Here is a 25,920-nt window from a genome sequence, read left to right as displayed (position 1 = left end):
CACATTACAGCCATTAAACACCAAAAGGCGTTTAATGGCTTATACCACAACAACGTTAAATTCAAATAATTTCCGCAATCTGCATATCCGCATCTAGCATTTGATTTAAAGTCACTAAGTTTTTGATTTTACCTGTTCGATGTGCAATCACAGGTACTTCCATTTTCATTGCTTCCATCGTGGCAATTACATCACCTAGCTCGACTTGAGCATTTTCTTGAACCGCCCAGCGACTTAAAATCCCATTGATTGGTGCGATAACAGCACTTTCATCGTGCAGCGACGATGAAGCCTCATCAGATAAATGATTCTCCGTAACACTGGCCATTTTCAACAATCCGACAGGCAATCCCACTTGATGAAGCTTGCCATCAATCTCAATTGTGTAGCGCTGTAATACAGATGAATCTGATTTTTTACTGCGTGGATGCATTGCAAAGTTATGCTGAAACTCCTGCTCGATCCAACGGGTATGCACTTTAAATGCATCAATAAAGTCTGGTTCGGACAATATCGCACGATGAAAGGCCAAAACAGATGCGACACCCTCTAACTCAAAATGAGCAAATGCTCTTTTGGCACGCTGAATGACGATTTCACGCGTTGGCCCAGTCACAATCAGTTTTGCCATTAATGAATCAAAATGACTTGAGACAAGACTCCCTTGGATAACACCTGTATCTAAACGAATTCCAATCCCCGAAGGTGGATTAAATCGAGTGATGTGACCAAATGTTGGAATAAAGCCTCGCGCTGGATCTTCGGCATTGATACGAAACTCAATCGCATGACCTTGTGGTTTTGGCGTTTCTTGGATAGATAACGGTTGTCCCAGTGCAATTCGAATTTGTTCTACAACCAAATCAATCCCTGTTGTTTGTTCAGTGACAGGGTGCTCCACTTGTAAACGCGTATTGACCTCGAGAAAAGACAGCCTACCCTCTTGGCTTAACAAATACTCTACTGTGCCAGCGCCAACATAATTCGCCACGCGACAGAGATCGAGTGTAGATTGTATTAATTGCTGATAAATATCGTCATCAATAAATGGCGCAGGTGCTTCTTCTACCAATTTCTGATTACGGCGTTGTAAAGAGCAATCACGGGTTCCAACCACCACAATATTGCCATGCCGATCGGCAATTACTTGGGCTTCCAGATGTCTGGGCTTATCCAGATACTGTTCAACAAAACATTCTCCTCGACCAAAAGCCGCTTGCGCTTCTCGCACTGCTGAAGAATAAGAGTCGGCGACTTCATCTAGCTGCCTAACCACTTTTAAACCACGTCCACCGCCGCCATAAGCAGCCTTAATCGCAATAGGCAATCCGTATGTTTGTGCAAATGTCACCGCTTCATTGGCAGAACCAAGTGGCTGTTCAGTACCATGAACCAACGGTGCTCCAACAGCTTGGGCAAGCTTACGCGCTTCGATTTTATCGCCTAGTCTGATCATGCTTTGAGGAGTTGGTCCGATCCAAATCAACCCTGCATCGATAACAGCTTGCGCAAAATCAGCACGTTCAGATAGAAAGCCATAACCCGGATGAATCATTGTCGCTTGGCTTTGCTTTGCAATATTCAAAATTTTATCAATATCGAGATAGCTTTCTTTCGCAGTTTGTCCAGATAATGCCCTCGCCTCATCTGCAAGTTTTACATATAAGCTGTCTATGTCATCGTCGGCATAGATGGCGATAGTGTGAATACCTAAATCTTTACATGCTTGAATAACACGAACTGCGATTTCACCACGATTGGCAATCAATAACTTGTGTTGCTTATACATTTTTTTTGATATCCATGAAATCTGATATTTTGCGAAACTGGATATAACATCCTGCTGCAAGTTGAGCGATCAAATCAAGATGATAAGGTGCTACAGCCGCAATGACTGGATAACCCCCAGTAATCGGATGATCATTCATAAACAAGACAGGCTGGCCACTGGCTGGAATCTGTATCGCGCCTGTGCAACATCCCTCACTCGGCAACTCATGTTTGATCTGACATTGTAAAGGCTTATCCCCAGCGAGCCTTAATCCAATTCGATTACTCTCCACCGTGATCAACCACCGCTGTTCAAGCAGTAAATCAATACTTTCTGGCGTAAACCAATCCATTCGAGGTCCCAACACAATATCAACTACAACCTGATCTCCCACTTTGGGTAAAGCATTTGCCGATTGATCTAAATCGACACATTCTGTTTTCAATTGTGCTGATCGTATCTCATCTCCAAACTTCACGGGCATTGTTCCTAGTTCAGCCAAACTGTCATAACTGGCACTATTTAATACCTGTTCGACAGCGATACCACCACGAACTGCCACATAGTTACGGATCCCAGCCCGAGCTTTAGCCAGATAAACTTCATCGCCCTGATCCAATGCAATTGGTTGATATAATGGTTGCTTGACTGTATAGCCGTTCGCGTATGTTACCCATAGCTCCGTTTCAGCTCCCGTTACCGCAATAACAGTCTCTTTCATCACTTTTAAGCGTAAACCACCATTATATATTTCTAGTACAGCAGCATTTTTAGGATTACCCACACATGCATTGGCGCAGTGAAATGCGCTCCGATCCATCGCACCGGCCTGTCCAACGCCTAGTTGAGCGACATTTTTGCGTCCTTCATCTTGTATTAACACTTGCAAGCCAACATTTTGAACGGTGAAAACAACTGGATTTTGTGGCACTTTGATAGGAACTACACGAGTCGCAGGGACTGTGACTTGCGTCGGATGCTTGCTTATATCTTTAAAAACCACCTGATCACTTGGCAACAGTAAAGCAGCTTGCTCTCGATTGACATCCCACATCGTTTGATCTGTACGTCCGATCAACTGCCATCCGCCAGGACTCTCTTTCGGATAAATACCACTATATTCACCTGCCAACCCTACAGAACGTGAAGCTATTTTTTTGCGTGGTGAGACTAAACGTGGAATATTTCCAAAAGGATGATCTGAACTGACCAAATAAGCAAAACCGGGTGCGAAGCCAATAAAAGCAACTTGCCAATGGCAATGGGTATGTTTGTAAATAACCTCATCAACGCCTATACCCAAATATTCAGCGACATGTATAAGATCAACGCCGTCATAACATACATTGATGATGACTTCTTTTTTGTTGGTATTTGCAGAATACTGATCTATTTTTTGTGATGAAATCCACTGAATCAGGTTTTTCCCATCAATAAAGATAGGATCAAAATAAACCAATATGGTACGTGCAGCAGGTATAAATTCTTGGATATAAGGATGTGCTGCGAGCTTTAAATGATGATAAAGCGCAATGGTTTCTTCTAAACTGGGTAATTCAATCAAGAAACAATTCAGATTAACCGATAAAAATCGCATACCCTTACTCTTTTATTTAATAGGCATAAAAGCATTTACATGCAAAAAGCACGTACTTCAATTTGATTTTCAATTAACGCTTGGCGGATCACTGTCGCAAGTTGTACAGCTCCCGTGGTATCGCCATGCAAACAAATTGTGTCAGCTTGGATAGGTGTAAAGTTTCCTTCAATGGATTCCACCCCACCTTTTAGGATCATATCAAGAACACGCTGAGCTACAATCTTCGCATCATGTAAAACAGCCCCAGTTTCATAACGAGAAACCAAACTACCGTCATCATGATAAGCTCTGTCAGCAAAAGCTTCTGATACAACTGTCAAACCTTGCTTTTGAGCAAAATCAATCAATGGTGAGCCAGCCAATGCCACCAACGTTAAGTCTGCATCAAATTGTAGAATCGCATCAATCACCGCTTGGGCTTGATTTAAATCTGTCGCAATAGTGTTGTACAAAGCACCATGCGGTTTGACATAACTTACTCTGGTTCCTGCAACATGCGCTAAACCATGTAAAGCTGAAATTTGATAAAGTACATCGGCAAGTAGTTCGTCATAAGATAAGGTCATTTTGCGGCGACCAAAACCGACTAAGTCAGGATACGAAACATGTGCGCCGACATTTACATTAAATTTAGCAGCTTGTTTTAATGTTTTTAGAATATGAAGTGGATCACCTGCATGAAAGCCACATGCAATATTTGCGCTACTGACAATGGGGAGAATTTGCTCATCGTTACCCATACTCCATGAGCCATAGCTTTCACCTAAATCGCTATTTAAATCTATATACATAATGACCTTATATTTTTTAGTTTTCCAAAAATCAGGTTGTCACAACCTGTCTGCTCAAATGCTAACAGAAAACTTGTAAGACTTACATTCTGGATCTATACGACTTTGACTGCGTTATATTTATGGAAAAAAATAGCGGTTAATCCCAATCTATCTAATTTTTTATTAAAAAAAACCCACCAAAATAATGAGGCGGGTTTCATGACTTAATATAATTTTTCTTGTCCTTCCAATCTGGTTTTAAAACGTCGATGAAACCACATATATTGGGTTGGCTGCGTTCTGATCTGATTTTCAATAATCAAATTCACTCGCGTCGCATCTTCTACCTCATCCAAACTCGGAAAATGATCTAAAGGTGGCTCCAATAATATGTGATATTGGGGATCTCGAATATCACCTTCACGATAAAAGAATAAAGGAATGGCTGATGCTTTGGTAATTTTCATCAATCGTCGATGCGCTGTTAATGTTGCAGCCTGTACACCGAAGAATGGCGCCATAACCCCTTGCTTCAAACCAAAGTCTTGATCAGGGCTGTACCAAATTGCATGGCCATTTCTCAAACTATGAATTAATCCTTTCATATCGTCTTTCGAAATTTGATTCTTATAAATCGTCGCTCGACATCTACGGATCAACATATCCAATAAAGGATTGTTTTGTGGTCTATAAACAACATCAAAATCAAAAAAACAACTGCTTACATAGCCGCCAGCATCCAACAATGTGGTATGGCTACTGAGCAATAAAACCCCTTTGCCCTGTGCTTGCTGAAGATGCTCTAGTCCATGGATATGTATTCGCTTTTTAAACCAATGCGGACAATACCAAGCGTTTAATGCCTCGAAAACACCCAGCATCATATTTAGAAAGACTTGTTTAGCATCTTGTTGTATTTCGAGTTCGCTTTTCTCTGGAAAACAGAGTTCGAGATTTCTAATCGTGGTTTTACGTCTAGACTTTAGATATTTCCATCCTAGTTTAGACAAGCCTTCAGCCAATCGCCATTGAATAGCCCAAGGAAGAATGGCAAATATCATTAAAATGAGTATCGCGACCCATATTCCCCAATATTTAGGCAAAAGAAAAGACCACTGAAACTTACTTGCTTCATGGTATTGCTCTGAATTCATAGCAGCCAGTTTATTAAGGAAATCTCGCAAGCCTAGCACATATAATTTTTTAATGTTTTTAATTTTCGTACTCTAATTAATTTACATTCTGCAACTATACTTCGCACTTCCAATCAAGGTTAATAAACATGACCATATAAAAAATTATCTGCACCTACACACCATGAAAAATTTGTGTGCTTCGTGTACAGCAGCTCTAATCATTCATCTCATCTTATTTCAATTAAACCATAAGATTCAATGAATAATATATATATGATTTTATTAATGAAATATGATGTCGATATAAACACCTTACTGAGCACATATTTCCACATATCGATCTCATAACTACCTTAGTGTAATCAATCCAAATCTGTAACATGAAAGCTCAGTAACCAACCAAAGAAGATAATAATGTCAGGTTTCAAAAGTTTTTCTGAAAAGACCACCAAAGACGAAAATGCTAAACAGACTCAGGTGAAAGAACATTCTCAAGCGGATTCCACTACCGAACCAAAACCTGATACCACACCAAGCCCAAAAGGCAATCAAACTGAAGATAGTGAAAAAGCGGATCCAAATAACAAATAATTTGTTATCGGCAAAGTCTAAAGCTCATTAGGCTTTGTCCAGAGAAAATGAACCCCACCTAAATTTGATAAATTTCAAACTCAACTTGAGATGAAATTTGTCTGATTGAGTGGGTTTATTCATATACCAAGCTCATCATGTTTGCTGCAAACGAAGATGTAACATATGTGTTGCGATGGTATGACGTATTCGATCAGGACGATTATGAAAATATCGCTCACTTAAACCGTCTCCTGATAAATCCTCAACCACGTCATAGCCCATTTTCTCAACGGCTTGGTGCAGTGTCTTTGTTCGAAATTGACCTCTAAGTGGCTCTTTTAAAAACCCTGTAAATTGAGATACAAATAAACTGCCTAAACGTTCGATCCCCTGCAATTGTCGATAATCAATTGAATAATCTAAAACAACTTCACTGCCCTCAGCAGCAATGATCGCTATACTTGCCAAGGTATTTAACGTGGTTTGTGGCTCTAAGTAATGCGTTGTACCCAACCAAGAAAAGAATGCAGCTTGCTCTTGTTGAAAACTACTTCGAGTTAAAGCATCTGCAATCGATTCTTTTTCGAAATCAATTGCCACAAATTCAACATTGGTCGGGATGTCTCCGAACTCTTTTAGTTTTTTTTGTTTTGCTGTCTGTGTATCAGGATGATCCACTTCAAAAATTTTTAACGCTGGGTAATACTGTGCTTGACGCAAAATAAATGAATCTAGACCCGCACCAACCAACACATATTGTTGTACACCTCGATCAATCGCCGCATAAAGCTGATCTTCAGCGTAGCGTGAACGTCCAACGACTTGTCCAGTGAGCAATCCCAATGTTCGGTTGAACACAGGAGAATTCATCATTTTCACTGTCGGTGTTGTCGTCAGTAACTTCTGCCAACCTTTGCTGGTTAACTCAAAGGCAAAAGGATCAGCAAATACTGGATTTTCAGCATTTTGAAAATGATTGGCACGCAGTGCCGCGGCAGCCTCAGCCGTTCGACTCGATTGTCCGTCTTTCATATTTCATTCCTAATTTATTTCTATCTTGCAAAAAATAAGCAGCAAATTCCATCCTTAGATAAAATTTACTGCCTTTTCACTCAACCATTTTCTTGAACCCTTTTTTCTCTCCCTATGTGAGAAATCCAATGCGGGTGTAAATAATAATGAAACAGGTCTACTCAACTAAAATCAGTTGGTTTTTTCAGCTTGAAGCGTTACCTCATAATCGTTTAAATCCATATGCTTTAAACGTTGCTTCAATTTCTTCAACGACCAAGGCCAAGCAGCAAAGTTACGTCCATTGGCATCTAAATAATAGCTCTTACAACCACCAGCATTGAACACAGTGGTTTTCAGATGCTTTTGCACCAATTCATTATGCTTTTTGATCACCTCAGACTTGATGTTTAACTTACCAATATTTTGTTCTTTGATTTTTAATAAACCATCTACAATATAATCAAGCTGCGCTTCTGCCAAACCAATAAAAGAATCATAAACCAGAACATTTGGTCCTAACACTAAGAACGCATTGGGTACGTTTTCAATGCTGGTACCCAAATATGCTTCTGGAGAAGTGCTTTTCCATAAGTCATTTAGGCACTCACCTTTTTCATTAGAAACACGCTTACCAATAGGCGGATGTGAAACTTCAAAGCCTGTTCCCCAAATGATCACATCTACTTCTTGACGTTCACCATTTGCAGAAATAACAGTGTTGCCTTCCACTTTCACTAAACCATGTGGAATCAGTTTGACATTTTCTTGCTGTAAAGCTGGGTAATAGTTGTTGGCGAACAATAAACGCTTACACCCAATGGTGAAGTTAGGCGTTACATTCTTACGTAATTCAGGATCTTCGATCTGGAATTTTAAAATCAGTTTAGCCAGTTCACCTACTGGTTTTAATACCGCAGGGTTACGTAAACCGAAGTTGATCGCATTGAGTGATTGAGCAACAGCTTTACGCCATGTTTTTTGAATCAGTGGATATTTGGCAATCAGTGATTTGCTCACTTCACCTAAATCAGTATCAGGCTTTGGTACGACCCACGGCGCAGTACGTTGGTAAACATAGAGTTGTTTTGCCAAAGGCTGAATTTGAGGCACAAATTGAATTGCAGATGCACCCGTACCAATCACAGCGATACGCTTATCCGTCAAATCATAATCATGATTCCATTTGGCTGAATGGAACATTTCACCTTTAAATGTTTCTAAACCATCTAATTTTGGAATCTGTGCTTCGGTAATCGGTCCAGTGGCAAAAACCACAGTTCTAGACAAATATTGACCTTTGTTGGTATCAACCACCCATAAATTACGTTGGTTATCCCAAGCGGCATTTAACAACTCAGTACCAAATTCAATTTTTGAACTAACATTGAAGTTTTCACTGACTTCTTCTAGATAGCTTAGAATCTCAGGCTGACGTGCGAATAGGTGACTCCATTTTGCACTTGGTGCAAATGAATATGAATACAGTGCTGACGGCACATCGCATCCACAACCCGGATAAGTATTTTCACGCCATGTACCACCTACACGATTGGCTTTTTCAATAATTTTGTAATTGGTATAGCCAACTTGATCCAATCGAATCGCGGTGGCAATCCCTGAAATACCAGCACCTACAATAAAGCTGTCATAGATATGTGCAGGTAATGCTTTTTTCTCAGCTGAGTTTAATTTTTTTGCTTGAGCTGTCATTTAAAAATCCTTTCATCTATTCAACCGAAATAAGCGGGTCAATCATCCAACCTGTACTTATTCCATCAATCAAAATCTTTTCCCATTTAAATGGGTTACTTCATAAATCTGTACGAGTTGCCTAAGAATTTTGCATATAAATTCGGTGCAGTACGCTTCATAAACCAGAAAAGCTTGGCGTCAATCTGAGGAATGGTATAAAGCTGATCTTTATCCAAACGGTTTAACGTCAGTTTTGCGACCTTATCACTGGTGGTAAACGCCAAATTGGTCAAGGCATAATCCAATATACCTTTGTGTGGTACTTTGCCATTTTTAATAATGTTAGTCGGAACCAGTGTTGGACATAATACATTGACCTTAATGTTGAACTTGCGAAGCTCAGCAGAAAGCGTCTCGGATAACGCACGAACACCCGCCTTACTGACGTTATAGACCGCCATTTCAGGTGCAGCGGTATAAGAAGCAGCGGATGCGACATTGATAATTGCACCATGTCCAAGTTGCTTAAACTTAGGTACGAAAGTACGGCAACCATGAATTACGCCCCACAAATTGACATCCATACACCATTGCCAATCTTCTGTGGTCATCTCATCAAACTTGCCACCCAATCCAATTCCAGCATTGTTAATCACAAGCGTGACAGGGTTCTGCATCACCTGTTCTGCTTGCTCTGCCAATTGTGTAACTTGTTCAGCCTTACTGACATCACATTGGATAGCAAAGGCTTTTTGACCCAGTTGCTCGATCAGTGAAACCGTTTCATTGGCTGCATCCAGATTGATATCTGAACAGACTACAGTTCCGCCACGCTTTGCCAGTTCAAGCGCAAAACTTCTTCCAATCCCACTACCCGCGCCCGTCACAACAGCAAATGCTTTTTGACTAGGCTTGGTTTTTTTAGCAAAGAATTTCATATATACAATCCAACAATCAGGTTTTTATGCGCCGAATTTATGCAGATGCTGCACGTACTGGCGGTACAAATTCTTTAAGAAAATAAGGCGTCAACAACCCTGTTTCTGGGTCTAATAATCGCTGTTTGTAATATTCCATATAGGCAGTGGTGTCATGATCATTCGGGTGAAAGCTTGGGCGTAAATATTCCAATATATGCATAAAGCTACTACCAAATACACCACGTTCACTACCAAACAACAAGGCAGTGCTTTCCAACATATCTTTCATATAACGTGGGTTGATCAAATTGCTTGGTTTACGAATAAAGGGAATGAGATAACCACCCAAAGAAACTCCGCCAAGGATGGTTAAACTCGCTAATAAAAAGCCAGTCACTCTCACCCAGTAATCACCCGATAGTTCTAAAAACACATCATAGGCAATATCTTTATGCTCAGACTCTTCTAGCATGTGCCACATCCACATGGCTCGCTGTCTTTCGTCTTGAGAACCAAGAATATAGTCCTCATGCTGCATCATAAATTCAGCTAGAACAGCGGTATAGTGCTCAATACCTGCCATCAACGACAGTTGTAGTGAATGTGGAAGTTTATAAATGCCATACTCAAAAACCTTATCCGCAATCGCACGAAGCAGTTCAACTGGATAATCATTTTCTTTCAGCACTTCATCGTTAAACTGATTGTGTACTTTGGAGTGAATCGCTTCCTGACCAATCAGTGAGGTTAATCTTTGTTTTAGAATAGGGTCTGTTATAAAGTCACGATGGTAACGTGCAGTTTCAATAACGACATCTTCACCAAAGGTTAAAAATATAGACAACGCATGGAAGTAAGACGTTGCCAGCTCTTTATTTAAGAAAAATTTTTCATCAAGTTCTCTAGGGTTGAATTTAAAATCAAAATGACGAATCGGTATTGGCGATTTGTTCACGAAGTTCTGAACAATCCCCTGATATTTGGTACTTAATTTGTCATTAAAGACATTTCTGATGATTTGAGCAACCATTTTCGATTCCCATAAAAATAGTAAAAACTAAATAAGACAGCAACGTTGTTTCTAAGATTATTTCTGCAACTTTAACTGTCTCAATACCTCAACAATTGGATTAGATCGTGCTATCCGATGATTAAGCTGCTTGAACTTTAGGCGTGAACTCTTTCACAAAGAAAGGATGTAATGCCCCACCTTCTGATAGTAGTTTTTGCTTGTAGTATTCAAGATACTTCGATGTATCATGATCATTTGGATGAAAGTCTTTACGTAAGTAATCAAAGATTTGACCTTGTGTACTACCAAACACGCCATCTTTAGGACTAAAGATTAATTTCACGCCTCGTTTTGCATCTTTCCAAAACTTAGTCGTCAACATCTCTTGCGGTCGACGGAAAACGGGAACTAGTGAGGCTGAAAATGGAATCAGTCCTAAAATCGTAAAGTAAGCAAGCGCAAAGCCGCTGATACGCAAAGCATAATTACCATTCAAAACTTGATAGACATCGTAAGCAACATCTTTATGCTCAGACTCTTCCAACATATGCCACATCCAGAGCGCACGAGTTTTCTCATCCTCGGAGAAATAAAAGTTTTGCTCATGCTGCATCATGTATTCAGCAAGTACCGCAGTAAAGTGCTCAATACCTGCCATCATCGACAGTTTTAATGGTTGCGGAAATTGAAGAAAGATATATTTAAAAAAGTTTGAACCTAAGAAACGATAAAAGGTGACTGGGTAGCCCAGTGCTACAATCGCATCGTTAAATTCATTGTGTAATTTAGAATGAATCGCTTCCTGCCCAATCAATGAAGTGACACGTTGCTTTAAGATAGGATCTTTAAGTAAATCTCGATGATGACGCGCGGTTTCTATGACAAGATCTTCGCCATAAGTCAAAAATACAGAAAGCGTAGCAAAAAAAAGCGTAGCGAATTGGTTGTTCATATAAAATGACAGATCAACCTTCTCACCTTCAAATCCGATTGCTAGGTGACGAATTGGGATAGAATCTTTACTCGCAAAATCAATTTGCTCAGCGAGTGGGTTTGGCTTAAATAGACTAAAGGTCTTTTTCACTGTGTTCGCAATCATAGCAACACCCTACATTCAGTATTGAGCGGAGTTAGCTCGTGATATGACACTCCATTAAGCTCATTAACCATGGTTCTTAGAGCATCTCTATCGTTTAAACAGTGGATAGCTCATTGAAGAATCATTCGGGAAGATATTTCTGAACTTAATATTTGATAGGTCTACTGTAGACTGATCTTATGTTCGGATTCAATTCGGGTAATTTTCAACTTCTTATGCTTATCAATAACGAATAAAGTGCTCATTTTTTGATGAGATAAAACTGGGATGGAACGATCAACAAACCAACTATTCATAATAGATATCAATCAATTAATAAAAATAAAATGAAAAACAATAATATAGAATCCTAGAAAAAAACCTCTATCCAATCCTTTTATTACAAGTTAAAACTGAATGTTAAAATTTGAGTAATTTTATTTGTTCGGATTAGAGACCCATATCTTCTATAATATTCAACAGCATGTTAATCTGACACTATGTTCGGATTTTAGTAAAACCACCATGGCAACACGTAAACCCCGTCAAGCACGCTCAAAAGTGACCGTTGATACTATTATTGAAGCAGGTTTTATCGCTGTGGCAATGCATGGTACCAGTGGAACCACCACAAGACACATTGCAGATATCGCAGGTGTCAGTGTCGGCTCGTTGTACGAATATTTTAAAAATAAAGAAGAAATCTACGATGCGATGGCAAAAACCTTCGTCAAAGAAGTTTTAGATATGGTCAAAGAACTCACGCCTATCATCATTGAACAAGAGTTAGAACCTTTGTTTGAAATGATTTTTTATACTTTCCGTGATTTGTTAACGCGGGATGATGATCGCTATTTAATTTGCTTAAGATATGCAACTGAACTCAAATATGAAAGATATATCAGTCAGATTGAATATGCATTGATGGATGTATTGATGAAATACATGATCCGTCATCCTCGATATTTAAAAGTAAACAATCTTAGCGTGACGGCTTATATTAGTATTAATAGCAGTATTTTTAACGTGGCACGCCATCTGATTTTACCAAACCCACAAATTAGCTTTGATGAAATGGTCAGAGGATTGAGTACCATGATTATTAGTTATATCGAAGCAGAATTAGCGAGGGCTGAAGGCTGATTTAAGTGATTATTAATAGAGTCCATAGACATTGCCAAGCGTGATGCATGCGGTGTTTTCCCATACCAGCGCTTATAGGCATGGATAAAGCTGGTCGCTTCAGCATAACCCAACCATTCAGCAATCTGTTCAACCGAAGTTTGCGGTAAAGACAAATAGTAATCCGCCAAAATTTTGCGAACATCCTCTCTAATCTTAATAAAAGTTGTGCCTTCATTGACCAAGTGACGGCGCAAGGTTCTTGAGTTTAAATGCAATCGATCAGCCACGATTTCCATTGAAGGTATCTCTCCTTTGGTATGCATCAAGACTTGTTGTACATGGTGTGAATATTTTTTTTGTGATTGTCGCTTCTCTAAAATTTGACGGCATTGTTGTTCCGCATGCTGCAAAGCCAGCTCATTTGCCATACGCAGTTTTTGGTTTACTTTTTCAACATCGAGAATAATAAAGTTCTTGGTCTCACCAAACTCTGGGACGATACCGAATAAATCTATATAGGTTTGTAGATCGCCCTTAGGCTGAAAAGAAAATGCCAAAGATAAGCAAAAGTTCTCTGGTATTAAATCTCTTTGAACAGTCACTAAAGCGGCAATATCTCGCTCAATAATAAATTGAGAAAGAGATTGAGGAATCCCCTCATCGATTGTGAACTCGATGCGAATACCTTGTTCTTGCTCAGAAACAATAAACTGGGTAAATGCAAAAGTTAATGGAAAATATGCCAAGGCAAAATCGAGTGCTTCACGAATATTGGCAGTACTCATTAGTGCTAAACCCAACGAGCCAAAAGTAGTGAAATGGTAGCGTGTTCCAACTTCTAAACCCAACATGGGTCTATGCCCAAGCTGTTCAACCAAATTTCCGACCAGTTGTAATTCCTGTTGTGCCGATACCGCCATATTTGGATCAAGCAAGTGCTGTTGATCTAAGCCTGTTCCTTTTAATATGAGCTGATAATCGACACCTAACTCTGCTGCAAAATCAGCCATGAGTCGAACACTATGTATACTTCGATCAAATGCCCATGCGTACGTCAATGTACATTTCCAAATGTCCTCGAATCACAATATTTTGTCCGCATCCATCCTCTAAATCAATAGCTTTAACCACTATTCTATATTCTTTTATCGATTGCCCCTCTTTCCCAATCGTGCGAGCAGACCATGTTAAAGCCATCATCCCATTCAAATAAAAATATCCGTATCGCCATTATAGGAACAGGCTTTGGTGGATTAGGGCTTGCCATCCGCCTAAAACAAGCGGGTTTCAATCAGTTTACTTTATTTGAAAAAGCTGGAGATGTGGGCGGCGTTTGGCGTGATAACACATATCCGGGCGCGGCGTGTGATGTGCCTTCGCACTTGTATTCATTTTCTTTTGAACAAGAACTGGGCTGGAAAAATCGTTACGGCACTTCGCAAGAAATTCATCAATATTTACGTCATTGTGCAGAAAAATATCAAATTCGCCCTCATGTTCAGTTTAATACTGAGATCGCAAGTGCTGAATTTGATGCAAAGCAAGGGCTGTGGCAGATTCAAAGTACGACAGGTGAGAAATTTGAAGCAGAATTTCTGATTGCGGCAGTCGGTCAACTGAATCGACCTGCTTATCCAAAAATTAAAGGCATTGAACATTTCAAAGGCAAAGCATTTCATTCTGCGCGTTGGGAACATGATTATGATTTAAGTCATAAACGTGTCGCTGTGATTGGTACAGGTGCTAGTGCTATTCAGTTTGTGCCTGAGATTGCTAAAGAGGTCGCCCATTTAGATGTATACCAACGTTCAGCACCTTATGTTATTCCAAAGCCAGACCGCATTTACTCTACGCTTGCTCGTAAGGCTTTTCAAAAGCTGCCGATCTTGCAAAGCCTTGATCGTATGTATCAGTACAGTTATAACGAAAGTGTTCTTAAGGGTTTTACGATTACCCTCAACGAAATCCCGCTCGTAGAATATATGTTTCAACGCCATATTCGTAAGGAAATCAAAGACCCTCATTTCCGCCATCAGTTAATGCCTGATTATCCAATTGGTTGTAAGCGTATTCTGATTTCTAATTATTGGTATGAAAGCTTAACGCGACCCAATGTAGAGGTCATCAACACTGATATTCAGGAAATTACTGAAACAGGGATCGTCGATAAAAATGGTACTTTGCGTGAAGTTGATACCATTATTTATGGGACTGGATTTGCAGCAACTGATTTTATGGCGCCCATGCAGATTACGGGGTTAAAAGGCACAATCTTAAAAGAACAATGGCAAGACGGTGCCGAAGCATATTTAGGCTTAACGGTGAGTGGCTTCCCCAATTTCTTTATGTTGTATGGACCCAATACCAACCTTGGACACAATTCAATTGTGTATATGCTTGAAAGTCAGGTGAATTATATTATTGATGCAATTCAAACCCATATTCAAAAGAACTTGTTATTTACAGATTTAAAAGCCGATAGACAACAAAACTTTAACCAAGAAATTCAAGAAAGAATGAAAAGCACCATGTGGTCACAAGGTTGTACCAGTTGGTATCAAACCGCGACAGGAAAAAACACCAATAATTGGCCCGGTTTCACTTTTGAATATCGTCAACGAACCCGCCGCTTTGATCTCGAACATTATGTTCAAGTCCCAGTGGTTTCCAATTAAGGCACGATCATAAAAACAAAGGATAGATGAAATGAAAACATTTAAAGATAAAGTCGCAGCGATCACGGGTGCAGGATCAGGTATTGGTCAAGCATTGGCGATTGCTTTGGCTAAACAAGGATGTAACCTTGCACTCTCGGATGTCAGTGAAACAGGCTTAGCGAATACAGTGGCACTGCTACAAGCATTTCCAGTCAAAGTCACAACACAGAAAGTAGATGTAGCAACACGTGATGAAATCGCAGCTTGGGCAAAAACTGTGGTAGAGCAACATGGTAAAGTGAATCTAATTTTCAACAATGCAGGTGTTGCACTTGGCAGTACCGCCGAAGGTGTAAGTTATGAAGATCTTGAATGGTTGATTGGAATTAATTTTTGGGGTGTGGTTTATGGCACCAAAGAGTTTTTACCTTATCTAAAACAAAGTGGTGATGGGCATATCATCAATATTTCGAGTATGTTTGGATTGACTTCGCAACCTACCCAAAGTGCTTACAATGCCAGTAAATTTGCAGTTCGTGGTTTCACTGAGTCACTGCGTCAAGAACTGGATATCGAAAATTCAGGTGTGAGTGCAACCTGTATACATCCGGGTGGTATTCGTACCAATATTGCCAAAGCTGCACGTATGAATAACAGTGTCACCAGCTTAGGTATGGATCCTGTCAAAAGTCAGGACGCTTTTGATAAATTACTGCGTACACCAGCCGATGAAGCTGCAAATTTAATTTTAAATGCAGTACAAAAAAATCGTCGCCGTTTACTGATCGGTGCAGATGCGAAAGCGGTTGATGCCATTCAGCGTTTATTTCCTCAGGGTTATCAAAAGCTTTTTGCGACTGCAACCGCATTACAAGCGCGATTTATGAAATAACACTTTTGTTGATTAAATTCACCGTTGGCTTAACAACGGTGAATCTCCCTACCGTCTTATTCAGCCAAATCTTCCAAGAAATCGAAAGTAGGTACAAAGAATAAACTACCTGAAACAGCTGTACTGAAATCAAGTAAACGATCTACGTGACCATTTTCTTTGCCGAGAAACATATTCTCTAACATGGTCTTGGTGATATTGAAGGAACGAGAGTATCCGATGAAGAAAGTACCCGACTCTCCTTCAGATGGATTGGAAAATGGCATATTTGCTCTGAGAATTTTTAACTCATTGCCATCAGCATCATGTGCTTTACTCACGACATTATGTGCATTTTGCGGTTTAACATCATCGCCTAATTCAACATCATCATATTTCTTTCGACCAATTACTTTCTCTTGTTCTTCGGTACTTAGTCCTTTCCACATCTCCATGTTATGTAAATACTTTTGGATAAAGACATAGCTGCCACCAAGAAACTCAGCATCTTCTTGACCGACATAAGCAATCTCTTTAGCGATTTCATGTTCGGGATTTTCTGTACCATCCACGAATCCTAAAATTGCACGACCATCAAAGTATCTAAACCCTTTGGTTTCACTGATTGGATAGCTGCTCTCTTTGAGTTGATCATGAATAATGGAAGCCAGCTCATAACAAATCGCCATTTGATTGGCACGAATATGGAAAAATAAATCACCTGAGGTGGCAACTGCTGTGTGCTTTGAACCTTTGATTTCTTGAAAGGGTTGCAGTTCTTTAGGTTTATTCAAATCTGGAAATAGCAGATCCCACGCATGAGAGCCAATCCCGACTGAGGCGCTAAATTGACTATTTGGGAAGCGATTAGCCATACTTCGGACTAAAGCTGAAAAATTGGCGAGGAAGTCAATAATTCCTGAATGATCAGGGTTACTATTGATGCCTAGAACAATAAATAATGCATTTTCGCCAGCAAGATTATTAATAACAGGCTGTGGTCTTAAAGGTATATTCATAATTTTTAGGAATAGTAGAACGCAAACCCCTATCCTACACAAATCAATGCCTTAGGTATCAAACTCCTCACAAACTTTTACTATTTATATAAAACGAAACTATCGCCACGACAGAAACTAGCCAATGTTAAATTTGACTGTTTCGCCATCTCAATCGCCATACTGGTCGGTGCTGAAATCGTCGCTAATAAAGCAATATTGTATTGAGCACATTTACGGATTAATTCATAGCTGGCACGGCTGGTCATGACCACAAAACCTTCAGCGACATTTAAGTTTTGCTCGGCTAAATAACCCAATAATTTGTCTAAAGCATTGTGACGACCAACATCTTCAAATAAAGCCACGATGTGTCCATTCACCACCCACGTCGCAGCGTGTGCACCACCCGTCAGTTCACTGATTTTTTGTCGGGTTTTGAGTTGAGCAATGGCGTGAGGAATTTGATTGAACCATGCTGGAGAAACTTTTGTGCTGACCACTGGCAAGTTCGAATACAGCTGCTTTAAACTTTCAATGCCACACAAACCACATCCTGTTTGCCCAACCATCATGCGACGCTGCTGCTTTAATCCCATAAAGGCTCTAGCTGAAATCTCCATATCAACTTGGATACCCAATTCATTTTGGCTAATTTCTAGCGAATACAATTCCGTTAAACTTTGCAAGATGCCTTCGGACAAACTAAAACCTTTGGCAAACACCTCAATATCTGAAGGCGTTGCCATCATCACCGCATGAGAAATACCATTGTAGATGAGTGCCACAGGATATTCTTGAACAATATAATCCAGTTGATCTTCGGAAACATCTCGATGAAAACGATGCACTTGCATCGTCTCATAGCCTAACTTCTGCGCTTCCACTCTATGTACTCTCTATTCCACATCGCTTGATTAAAATTTCTTGATAGATCTAAAAGTTATGCACCGCCGACTCTTTCGTTGGCATGTTCTGGATCGACTTCAACTGCCAAATTGAAATGTTCAGGAGCCTGACCTGCATGCAAAATAACGGGAACACTTTTCGATGCAGGAATCTTGGCATATTTATCATGACTGCCCAAAGCCACCAGAGGGTTGGTTTCAGGATAGTACGCAGCCAAACTTCCTTTTGGAATGTTATAAGGCACGATACGGAAACTCTGCACAATCCGCTTCACGCCATCGGAGAATACACTTTCAATATCCACCCATTGATCTGCTTCAAAACCAGCCTCATCAATATCTATTTGGTTCATAAACAGCACACGTCTCTGCCCATACACACCACGATAGCGATCATCTAAACCATATAAAGTCGTGTTGTACTGATCATGTGAGCGTGTGGTCATCAAGGTATAAACCTGTTGTTCACTATAAGCAGCAGCGTATTGATTTTCTTTGTCTTCATAGACTTCCGTCAACGGGGTAATCAAGAACTGCGCCTTACCACTGGGTGTATTCCAAACATGTTGATTGGCTGGATGCTCCAAATGAAAACCACTCGGTTGATAGACCCGTTGATTGAAATCATGAAACTCATCAAATACATCTGCAATCGAATCACGAATGCGATCATAGCTCTCGATATACCATTTCCATTTGACTTGACTATCAAGCAAAGTTGCTTCCGCCATTCGCGCCACAATATCGGGTTCAGATAAAATATTCTCCGAGATTGGGGGATTTCGCCCTGCCGAAAGGTGGACATTACTCATTGAGTCTTCAACGGAAATTGCTTGTGCACCATGTGTTTGCATGTCAACTTCAGTGCGACCTAAACACGGTAGAATCAATGCATCTTTACCACAGACCAAATGGCTTCGATTCATTTTAGTGGCAATATGAACGGTTAAATTGCAACGCTTTAACGCTTCTTGCGTGTAAGGTGTATCTGGCGTTGCGACGGCAAAATTTCCGCCTAAGCCAATGAAGACTTTTACCTTGTTTTCGTACATTGCCTTAATGGTATCGACTACCCCAAAACCATGTTTGCGTGGCGATTGAATTCCAAACACACGATCAATGCTATCCAGTAATTTATCACTCGGATTTTCATTAATTCCCATGGTGCGGTCACCCTGCACATTACTATGTCCTCGTACTGGGCATAAACCTGCTCCGGGACGACCAATATGTCCTCTTGCTAACATTAAATTGGCGAGCATGTGGATATTGGCGGTACCATGACGATGCTGAGTAATCCCCATGCCCCAACAGAAAATGGCTTTTTTGGCATCAAGGAACATTTGAGCGATAGATTCTAAATGTTCGGGTGAAAGTCCTGTGTGTTTATGAATTTGTGACCATTCCGTGCGATCAATCTCTGCTAGCATTTCCTCAAAACCAATGGTATTCATCTCGATAAAACTACGATCAAATACACTTGGCTTACTCTTGGCGATAGCTTTTTTGTCCCATTCAGACAAATGTTTAAGCACACCAAATAATAAAGCGTAATCACCACCGATTTTTGGTTGGAAATAATAACGGCTAATCGGCGTACTACCATTGGTCATCATTTCCAAAGGGGCCTGAGGATCTTGGAACCGCTCTAAACCACGCTCTTTGATTGGATTAATCGCAATAATATTGCCTCCACGTTTGGAGACTTCTCTAAGCGTTGCCAACATACGGGGGTGATTGGTTCCCGGATTATGTCCAAAACTAAAAATCGCATCGGCTTGATCGAAATCATCCAAAGTGACTGTGCCTTTGCCTAAACCAATCGCATCTTTCAAGCCAACGCTGGTGGTTTCATGGCACATATTGGAACAGTCTGGAAAATTATTGGTTCCAAAACTTCGTACAAACAGTTGATACAAAAAGGCAGCTTCATTACTGGTACGGCCAGAGGTATAAAATGCAGCTTGGTCAGGATGATCTAAAGCATGTAAATGTTTCGCGATCAGCTGAAATGCATCATCCCAAGAAATTGGCACGTATTTATCTAATGCTGGATCGTAACGCATTGGGTCAGTTAAACGACCTAAGTCCTCAAGATAAAAATCACTCTGCTCAGTCAACCAACTGACAGTATGTTGAGCAAAAAATTCAGGGGTCACGGTTTTACTGGTTGCTTCAAAGGCAACTGCTTTCGCACCGTTCTCACAAAAGTTAAAAGCATGTGCATCTTTCTTTTCAGGCCATGCACAACCCGGACAATCAAACCCCGTTGGTTGATTAATGTTGAGTAAGGTAATTGACCCTTTTTTCAAAATGTCTTGACGTTTGAGATTTCGAGCAACGCTTAATAATGCTCCCCACCCACCTGCGGGTTGAGTATAAGGTTCAATTCGAGCATATCCCGTATCTTCTTGTTTATGTTTGGTTTGTTCTAACTCATCCATCAAAGTGCCCTCATTTGAGCTATTTTTCATATCTACTCGATAGTAGGTGTAACACGGAAAGAGGATATTTTCTATTCTCAATTGGTTAGATAATTTTTGTTTTCAAGGATTACCTAAAGATAATATTTATAAATTTGCATAATTAAATCATCGTCTTAAAATAAAAATTTCTGTAAAAAGCGATGATTTGAATTTAATTTTCGTGTGAACATTCAAACATTAAATGACGCCTTCTTTTTATTTTGGATAAAAAAACTGACTAACGAATGCTCAAATCGCTAGTCAGAGAGATAAACTAAATCATGGGTTAAGTTCATGCAATTAATGTTGTTGCTGAGATGAATGCTGGACTTGGGTCGCATTTTGCTTTTGCTGAGAAGGCATATAATCAGGCTGATGACTCACGGCAAGAAAGAAGAAAACTAAAAATAAACAACCGAATAAAATACTTATCCCAACCGTAATATATGGGAACTTTTGTGGCTTCTGAGACATATCATCTGCTCCTAAAATCATAAATTTCAAATTTTGAAAAACTAAATCGTGGTCAGTGCTCTATAACCCGCACCATTTTGAATACGGGTTTGCATGTATTCGGCATAGACTGATAATTTTTCAAAAATATGTTCTGAATAAAACATATCTTCAATGAGATGGCTGGCTTGGCTTCTGTTGAACTGACCGATCTGCGAAACAAGATTTGCATTTAAATCTGAAAACAACATACAAAGCGTTTTATGCCATTCATCTTTATTTTTGAACAATAATTTTCTGGTATTAATCAGATCATCATTGACTATGCTTTTTGCTACATCTGCATGAATCACATCAATTTTTATATCGAAATACGCTTGCAATATGTTGCGTTGTTCATCATCTATAACTAGATGCGTAATCAAGAAAATATGGGATATATCTGTTCGACAGAGTGCTTTGACCAAACTTCTATAGAGGAAATCTTCTTCGCTTGTCATGTCATCAACCAGATCAAGATGGAGTTTGAGGCTCTGAATTACATCTTCAATCTTTAGATTGATACTTCTTTCGGCCTGATAGTATTGATTCAAAACTGACAACACCGATGAAGCAACAGGCGTGGTATAGATCACAGCTTGATTTAGATTCGCGATAATAAATGGTGCAAATAAATAAGCCAGATTATTATCGTTTTGCGCAATTTCTGCTTGCGCGATATATGCGATTTTCTCTTTAGAGAAATCTCTAAGCACCTTTGCACGTAACAAGGTCGCTTCTAGATTTACATAATCAAGTGCGAGCTGTTTTTGCACCGATTGCGAAGGTGTTATCTCTTTAAAAATCCGCGTCAACGCATTCAATTGCTTCGTCACAAACATCGCCATACGCCCTTAAGTCCAAATCAATTTTTGAACGAGCTGGCAATCATTGCAACGGATACCAAGCAAGTTGCTTCGTTCATACTGTTATTGTGGATGGAATATTAATACTTGAATAGCGACAGAGTTTGACTAAAAAAATATAACAGATTATTCATTCCTCTAGATTCTGTTATAAAATTAAAGCACTAAATACTGCATTCTCATAAACAGAGTAAATTTGGACGCGTGACCTTATGTATAAATCAGAACAGTTGGCGCATAAGCTTAAACTTCTCATCGAGAATGGTACGTGGCAAGCGCATAGCAAATTACCTTCGTTACGTGAGCAAGTCCAAATCTCGGGTTTTAGTTTAATTACAGTGATGAATGCTTACCAAGAACTAGAAGCACAAGGACTGATTTATTCAAAGGAAAAATCAGGTTATTTTGTCGCGGAACAAAGCAATCCGAACATTCCCCAAGCCTATTCTGTGGTTTCTTTAAATCCTAAAATTGAAATTAACTCGCTGGTTTTTAAATACCTGAAATCTATTCAGTCCAAACAAGTCAGCCCTTTAGGTTCGGCCTTTCCAGAGAGTCAATTGCTCTATCCGCCCAAGCTCATTCAAATTATGGGACAACTGGCACGTAATCGGCATAGCTATGATCAAACCTCAAACCTACCACCAGGAAACTTAGCCTTAAGAAAACTGATTGCTCAACGCTATTGTATGCAAGGGATTCCAACTGAGGCCGATGATATCGTCATTACATCAGGTGGTTTAGATGCACTTAATCTTTCTCTGCAAGCGATTACGCAACCAGGCGATTATATTTTATTGCAACAAACCATCTTTTATGGCGCTTGGCAAGCGGCTGAACGTTTGGGTTTAAAAGTCATTACCATTCCCGAACATCCTCAGCATGGTTTTGATCTTGAAGCATTTGAGCAAGTGATTCGAGATTATCCGATTAAAGTGTGTTGGTTCATGCTGAATGCACATAACCCAATTGGATTTACCGTAAGCGAAGAGATTAAATATAAAATCGCAAAGCTTTTACATGAGCATCAAATTCATTTGATTGAAGATGATGTCTATGAAGAACTATTTTATGGTCACCAAAAACCATTGCCGATGAAGTATTTTGATCAGCAAAATTTAGTATTACACTGCTCTTCTTTTTCAAAAACCTTGGGTTCAGGTTTTCGTGTAGGCTGGGTTTATGCAGGCAAATTCTCAGAGCATATCCAACATTTGCAACTGATGAGTACCATTTCAGCGAATGCATTGATTCAAAATGCACTGGTTGAGTTTCTTTCACATCATCATTATGAAAAGCACTTGAGAACACTTCGACGCACTTTAGAAAAAAATAAAAAGCAATTTTTTCATTTTCTGAAACAGCATTTACCCCAAGGCTGCAAAGTTTATAACTATCCAAGTGGGTTTTTTCTTTGGATTCAATTGCCTGACAAGGTCAGTAGTATGCAGGTGTATGAACAACTGATTCAACGTCAAGTCGGTGTCGCCCCTAGCCCATTATTTAATGTTTTGCCTTCTCATCAACAATTCATTCGTATGAATTGTTCTTTTGATTGGACTGAGCAGATTCAACACGCCGTTGAACTATTTATTGATGTTATTCAGGATGGAATGTAATTTACTGCACTATAAAAAAACGACCTTAAAGCACTCGCTCTAAGATCGTTTTGATTCACCCAGTTAAAGTTAACCTGGGAAAATTCCGCGTTCCATACGTGCTTTCAGGATGCGTTCACAACCCAAAATAAAGGCAGCAGTTCTAAGGCTACATGCTTTTTCACTTGCGGTATGCCATACATCGTTGATCGCTTGGATCATCAACTTATCTAGTCTTTGATTAATTTCATCTTCTGACCAGAAATAACTCGCCATATCCTGAACCCATTCAAAATAACTTACGGTTACACCGCCCGCGTTACAAATTACGTCTGGCACAATCGTGACACCACGTTTGATCAACATGTCATCTGCATCAGGATAGGTTGGACCGTTTGCACCTTCGAGAACCAATTTCGCTGTGATTTTTTCAGCACGTTCAACAGTGATTTGCCCTTCTAATGCTGCTGGAATCAAAATATCCATCTCAATAGACCAGAACTCTTCATCACTAATGGCTTGCGCGCCAGCAAAGCCACCGACACCTTGGTTTTTCTCAAAATAAACTTTTAGTTCTTCTAAGTTAATCCCTTCTGGATTGTAAATAGTGCCTGTATGATCCTGAATCGTCACAATTTTCGATCCCGATTCAACAAACAAGTAAGCCGCTTCGCTACCCACATTACCAAAACCTTGCACTGCAATTTTTGCGCCTTCTAAAGGCAGTTTGATCTTGTCTGCAACTTGCTGACCTGTGATAAACACCCCACGACCAGTCGCTTTAACACGACCTAATGAACCGCCTAAATGTACAGGTTTACCTGTCACAACACCTGTTACGGTATGACCTTGACCAGATGAATAGGTATCCATAATCCAACCCATTACATTTGCATTAGTGCCTACATCAGGTGCTGGAATATCTTTTTGTGGCCCAATGATATGACTGATTTCACTGGTATAACGACGTGTTAACCGCTCTAACTCACGTGGTGAAAGTTTACGTGGATCTACACGCACACCACCTTTTGCTCCGCCGAATGGAAGATTTAATACCGCAGTTTTAATGGTCATCCATGCAGACAGCGCCATTACTTCATTCAAATCTACATCTGGATGATAGCGAATACCGCCCTTACCCGGTCCACGCGATAAGTTGTGTTGAACGCGATAGCCTTCAAAATGTTGAATCGTACCATCATCCATCACAATCGGCACATCCACAATCAAAGCGCGTTTAGGGCGTTTGAGTGTATCGATATAATCTGCTAAATGCTCTAGATAAGGAGCAACACGATCAATTTGTTCGAGATAGGTTGACCATGGACCGTTATTTTGAGAGATATAAGATAAATTAGACATTGTCTATCCTCATAAAATTAAAAATTGATGAAGCGACTACTTGCGCAGCCGATCCATCAATCGAATATGTAATTAAAAATAATATATGCAGCTAATTTGGATGTTCGATTATCCAAATCAAACCGTGGATTACATTCCGCCACATCAAAAACACGGATTTTCCCTGTTTCCTTAATGGCTTGGAACAGCGGATCAAAGATTGATAAATCAATTCCTTTCACTGCTGGTGCGCTCACACCTGGAGCAATGCTGGCACTAAATACATCCAGATCTACTGTAATGTATAAGTGGTCAACTTTTTCGATAAAACCGTTAATTTTCGCAATCAAATGATCAATTTTTGAGGGTTGTAATTGTTGATCGTATATATATTCGCAATTTAAGCGATCTGCTGTTTCAAACAGCACTTTCGTATTGGAATGTTTCGCAACGCCGATACATAAATAATGAAATTCTTGATCATGTTGTGATGATAGTTGTGCTGCATTTAAAAATGGCGTACCTGAACTAACACGCTCTGCTTCACGCAAATCAAAATGTGCATCAAAGTTGATAATGCCAATTTTATTATCTGGTTGATGCTTTTGAATATACTGAAATAATCCAGAGAAGCTTCCAAAAGCAACCTCATGTCCACCACCTAAAACAATCGGCTTCATGCCTTGTTTTAAGCTTCTTTCTACTTGCTCAGCCAACTCTGCCTGTGCTTTTTCTAACTGACCTTGATCACAGACTACGGTACCAACATCTGCGATCGTAACAGGCTGATGCACAGGTAAATTTGCCAATTGAGCACGAATCATATCTGGTGCATCTGCTGCACCTAAGCGACCTTTATTACGTTTCACCCCCTCATCCGAACTAAAGCCAATCAAGGCAAAAGTGGCATGTTGGCTGGTATTGACCACTTGATGGATGCGTAAATGCCCTTCACCCTCACCATCTTGTCGTCCTTGCCACGTAAATGAATGATTCATAATCAATGTCACTCTTTAAAATTAATTTTGAT

The 25,920-nt window shown here is 39.8% G+C and carries 22 protein-coding genes; 5 read left to right on the top strand and 17 right to left on the bottom strand.

The window, feature by feature from the left end; translation table 11 throughout:
• Positions 1 to 61: 61 nt before the first annotated feature.
• The 4 genes from MMO38_RS03715 to MMO38_RS03700 form a co-directional block, all read right to left on the bottom strand.
• Positions 62 to 1,789, bottom strand: a complete 1,728-nt coding sequence (locus tag MMO38_RS03715; protein ID WP_241322603.1) for a biotin carboxylase N-terminal domain-containing protein — start codon at positions 1,787 to 1,789, stop codon at positions 62 to 64.
• Positions 1,782 to 3,368 (bottom strand): urea amidolyase family protein, encoded by a 1,587-nt coding sequence (locus MMO38_RS03710; RefSeq protein WP_241322602.1) that lies wholly within the window; start codon positions 3,366 to 3,368, stop codon positions 1,782 to 1,784. The genes MMO38_RS03715 and MMO38_RS03710 overlap by 8 nt, the downstream gene beginning before the upstream one ends.
• Positions 3,369 to 3,403: 35 nt before the next feature.
• Complete coding sequence (locus MMO38_RS03705) at positions 3,404 to 4,162, bottom strand: 5-oxoprolinase subunit PxpA (RefSeq protein WP_241322601.1); 759 nt, start codon at positions 4,160 to 4,162, stop codon at positions 3,404 to 3,406.
• 206 nt (positions 4,163 to 4,368) lie between these two features.
• Positions 4,369 to 5,298, bottom strand: coding sequence for a lauroyl acyltransferase (locus MMO38_RS03700; RefSeq protein WP_241322600.1), 930 nt, complete (start codon positions 5,296 to 5,298; stop codon positions 4,369 to 4,371).
• Positions 5,299 to 5,694: 396 nt separating this feature from the next.
• On the opposite strand from MMO38_RS03700, the gene MMO38_RS03695 reads away from it, so the two are divergent.
• A complete protein-coding gene (locus MMO38_RS03695; RefSeq protein WP_005196575.1) occupies positions 5,695 to 5,871 on the top strand; it encodes a hypothetical protein in 177 nt (58 codons plus the stop codon).
• Positions 5,872 to 6,006: 135 nt separating this feature from the next.
• Here MMO38_RS03695 and MMO38_RS03690 read toward each other — a convergent pair whose 3' ends face one another.
• The 5 genes from MMO38_RS03690 to MMO38_RS03670 all read right to left on the bottom strand — a co-directional run bounded on the left by MMO38_RS03690 (position 6,007) and on the right by MMO38_RS03670 (position 11,590).
• Complete coding sequence (locus MMO38_RS03690; protein WP_241322599.1) at positions 6,007 to 6,885, bottom strand: class I SAM-dependent methyltransferase; 879 nt, start codon at positions 6,883 to 6,885, stop codon at positions 6,007 to 6,009.
• A gap of 171 nt (positions 6,886 to 7,056) precedes the next feature.
• A complete protein-coding gene (locus MMO38_RS03685) occupies positions 7,057 to 8,577 on the bottom strand; it encodes an NAD(P)/FAD-dependent oxidoreductase (protein WP_241322598.1) in 1,521 nt (506 codons plus the stop codon).
• Positions 8,578 to 8,672: 95 nt separating this feature from the next.
• A complete protein-coding gene (locus MMO38_RS03680) occupies positions 8,673 to 9,497 on the bottom strand; it encodes an SDR family NAD(P)-dependent oxidoreductase (protein ID WP_241322597.1) in 825 nt (274 codons plus the stop codon).
• A 37-nt stretch (positions 9,498 to 9,534) separates the two neighbouring features.
• Positions 9,535 to 10,509 (bottom strand): metal-dependent hydrolase, encoded by a 975-nt coding sequence (locus tag MMO38_RS03675; RefSeq protein WP_241322596.1) that lies wholly within the window; start codon positions 10,507 to 10,509, stop codon positions 9,535 to 9,537.
• A gap of 121 nt (positions 10,510 to 10,630) precedes the next feature.
• Positions 10,631 to 11,590: a metal-dependent hydrolase gene (locus MMO38_RS03670; protein ID WP_241322595.1), complete on the bottom strand. Its 960-nt coding sequence runs from the start codon at positions 11,588 to 11,590 to the stop codon at positions 10,631 to 10,633.
• A 504-nt stretch (positions 11,591 to 12,094) separates the two neighbouring features.
• Here MMO38_RS03670 and MMO38_RS03665 point away from each other — a divergent pair.
• Positions 12,095 to 12,712, top strand: a complete 618-nt coding sequence (locus tag MMO38_RS03665; protein WP_005196569.1) for a TetR/AcrR family transcriptional regulator — start codon at positions 12,095 to 12,097, stop codon at positions 12,710 to 12,712.
• Here MMO38_RS03665 and MMO38_RS03660 read toward each other — a convergent pair.
• Positions 12,676 to 13,752, bottom strand: a complete 1,077-nt coding sequence (locus tag MMO38_RS03660; protein WP_241322594.1) for an AraC family transcriptional regulator — start codon at positions 13,750 to 13,752, stop codon at positions 12,676 to 12,678. The two genes, MMO38_RS03665 and MMO38_RS03660, sit on opposite strands and share 37 nt — an antisense overlap.
• Positions 13,753 to 13,878: 126 nt before the next feature.
• Here MMO38_RS03660 and MMO38_RS03655 point away from each other — a divergent pair, with 126 nt between their 5' ends.
• Entirely contained in the window at positions 13,879 to 15,369 is a 1,491-nt protein-coding gene (locus MMO38_RS03655; protein ID WP_241322593.1) for an NAD(P)/FAD-dependent oxidoreductase, read from the top strand.
• A gap of 31 nt (positions 15,370 to 15,400) precedes the next feature.
• Positions 15,401 to 16,243 carry an SDR family NAD(P)-dependent oxidoreductase gene (locus MMO38_RS03650; protein WP_241322592.1) on the top strand — a complete coding sequence of 281 codons (843 nt, stop codon included), beginning with the start codon at positions 15,401 to 15,403 and terminating at the stop codon, positions 16,241 to 16,243.
• A 56-nt stretch (positions 16,244 to 16,299) separates the two neighbouring features.
• Here the strand turns inward: MMO38_RS03650 and MMO38_RS03645 are convergent, their stop codons facing one another.
• The 5 genes from MMO38_RS03645 to MMO38_RS03625 all read right to left on the bottom strand — a co-directional run bounded on the left by MMO38_RS03645 (position 16,300) and on the right by MMO38_RS03625 (position 21,927).
• Positions 16,300 to 17,241: a Dyp-type peroxidase gene (locus MMO38_RS03645; protein ID WP_241322591.1), complete on the bottom strand. Its 942-nt coding sequence runs from the start codon at positions 17,239 to 17,241 to the stop codon at positions 16,300 to 16,302.
• 80 nt (positions 17,242 to 17,321) lie between these two features.
• Positions 17,322 to 18,107 (bottom strand): formate dehydrogenase accessory sulfurtransferase FdhD, encoded by a 786-nt coding sequence (fdhD, locus tag MMO38_RS03640; RefSeq protein ID WP_241322590.1) that lies wholly within the window; start codon positions 18,105 to 18,107, stop codon positions 17,322 to 17,324.
• A 56-nt stretch (positions 18,108 to 18,163) separates the two neighbouring features.
• A complete protein-coding gene (locus MMO38_RS03635) occupies positions 18,164 to 20,572 on the bottom strand; it encodes an FdhF/YdeP family oxidoreductase (protein ID WP_241322704.1) in 2,409 nt (802 codons plus the stop codon).
• Positions 20,573 to 20,893: 321 nt separating this feature from the next.
• Positions 20,894 to 21,067, bottom strand: coding sequence for a cbb3-type cytochrome oxidase assembly protein (locus MMO38_RS03630; RefSeq protein WP_005196561.1), 174 nt, complete (start codon positions 21,065 to 21,067; stop codon positions 20,894 to 20,896).
• 41 nt (positions 21,068 to 21,108) lie between these two features.
• The gene (locus MMO38_RS03625) at positions 21,109 to 21,927 is read right to left on the bottom strand and encodes a hypothetical protein (RefSeq protein ID WP_241322703.1); all 819 of its coding nucleotides are present in this window, start codon (positions 21,925 to 21,927) and stop codon (positions 21,109 to 21,111) included.
• A 236-nt stretch (positions 21,928 to 22,163) separates the two neighbouring features.
• Between MMO38_RS03625 and MMO38_RS03620 the strand changes: the two genes are divergently transcribed.
• Complete coding sequence (locus MMO38_RS03620; protein ID WP_241322589.1) at positions 22,164 to 23,570, top strand: PLP-dependent aminotransferase family protein; 1,407 nt, start codon at positions 22,164 to 22,166, stop codon at positions 23,568 to 23,570.
• Positions 23,571 to 23,639: 69 nt separating this feature from the next.
• Here the strand turns inward: MMO38_RS03620 and MMO38_RS03615 are convergent, their stop codons facing one another.
• Both MMO38_RS03615 and hutG read right to left on the bottom strand, forming a co-directional pair.
• On the bottom strand, positions 23,640 to 24,911 hold the full coding sequence (locus MMO38_RS03615; RefSeq protein ID WP_241322588.1) for a Glu/Leu/Phe/Val dehydrogenase: 1,272 nt from the start codon (positions 24,909 to 24,911) through the stop codon (positions 23,640 to 23,642).
• 56 nt (positions 24,912 to 24,967) lie between these two features.
• On the bottom strand, positions 24,968 to 25,888 hold the full coding sequence (hutG, locus tag MMO38_RS03610) for a formimidoylglutamase (RefSeq protein ID WP_241322587.1): 921 nt from the start codon (positions 25,886 to 25,888) through the stop codon (positions 24,968 to 24,970).
• Between the last annotated feature and the right edge of the window lie 32 nt (positions 25,889 to 25,920).

The sequence above is a fragment of the Acinetobacter sp. NIPH 1852 genome (assembly GCF_022549455.1).
GTDB lineage: Bacteria > Pseudomonadota > Gammaproteobacteria > Pseudomonadales > Moraxellaceae > Acinetobacter.
Note: the sequence above shows the minus strand (reverse complement) of the source record. Positions and strands in the feature narration are given on the sequence as shown.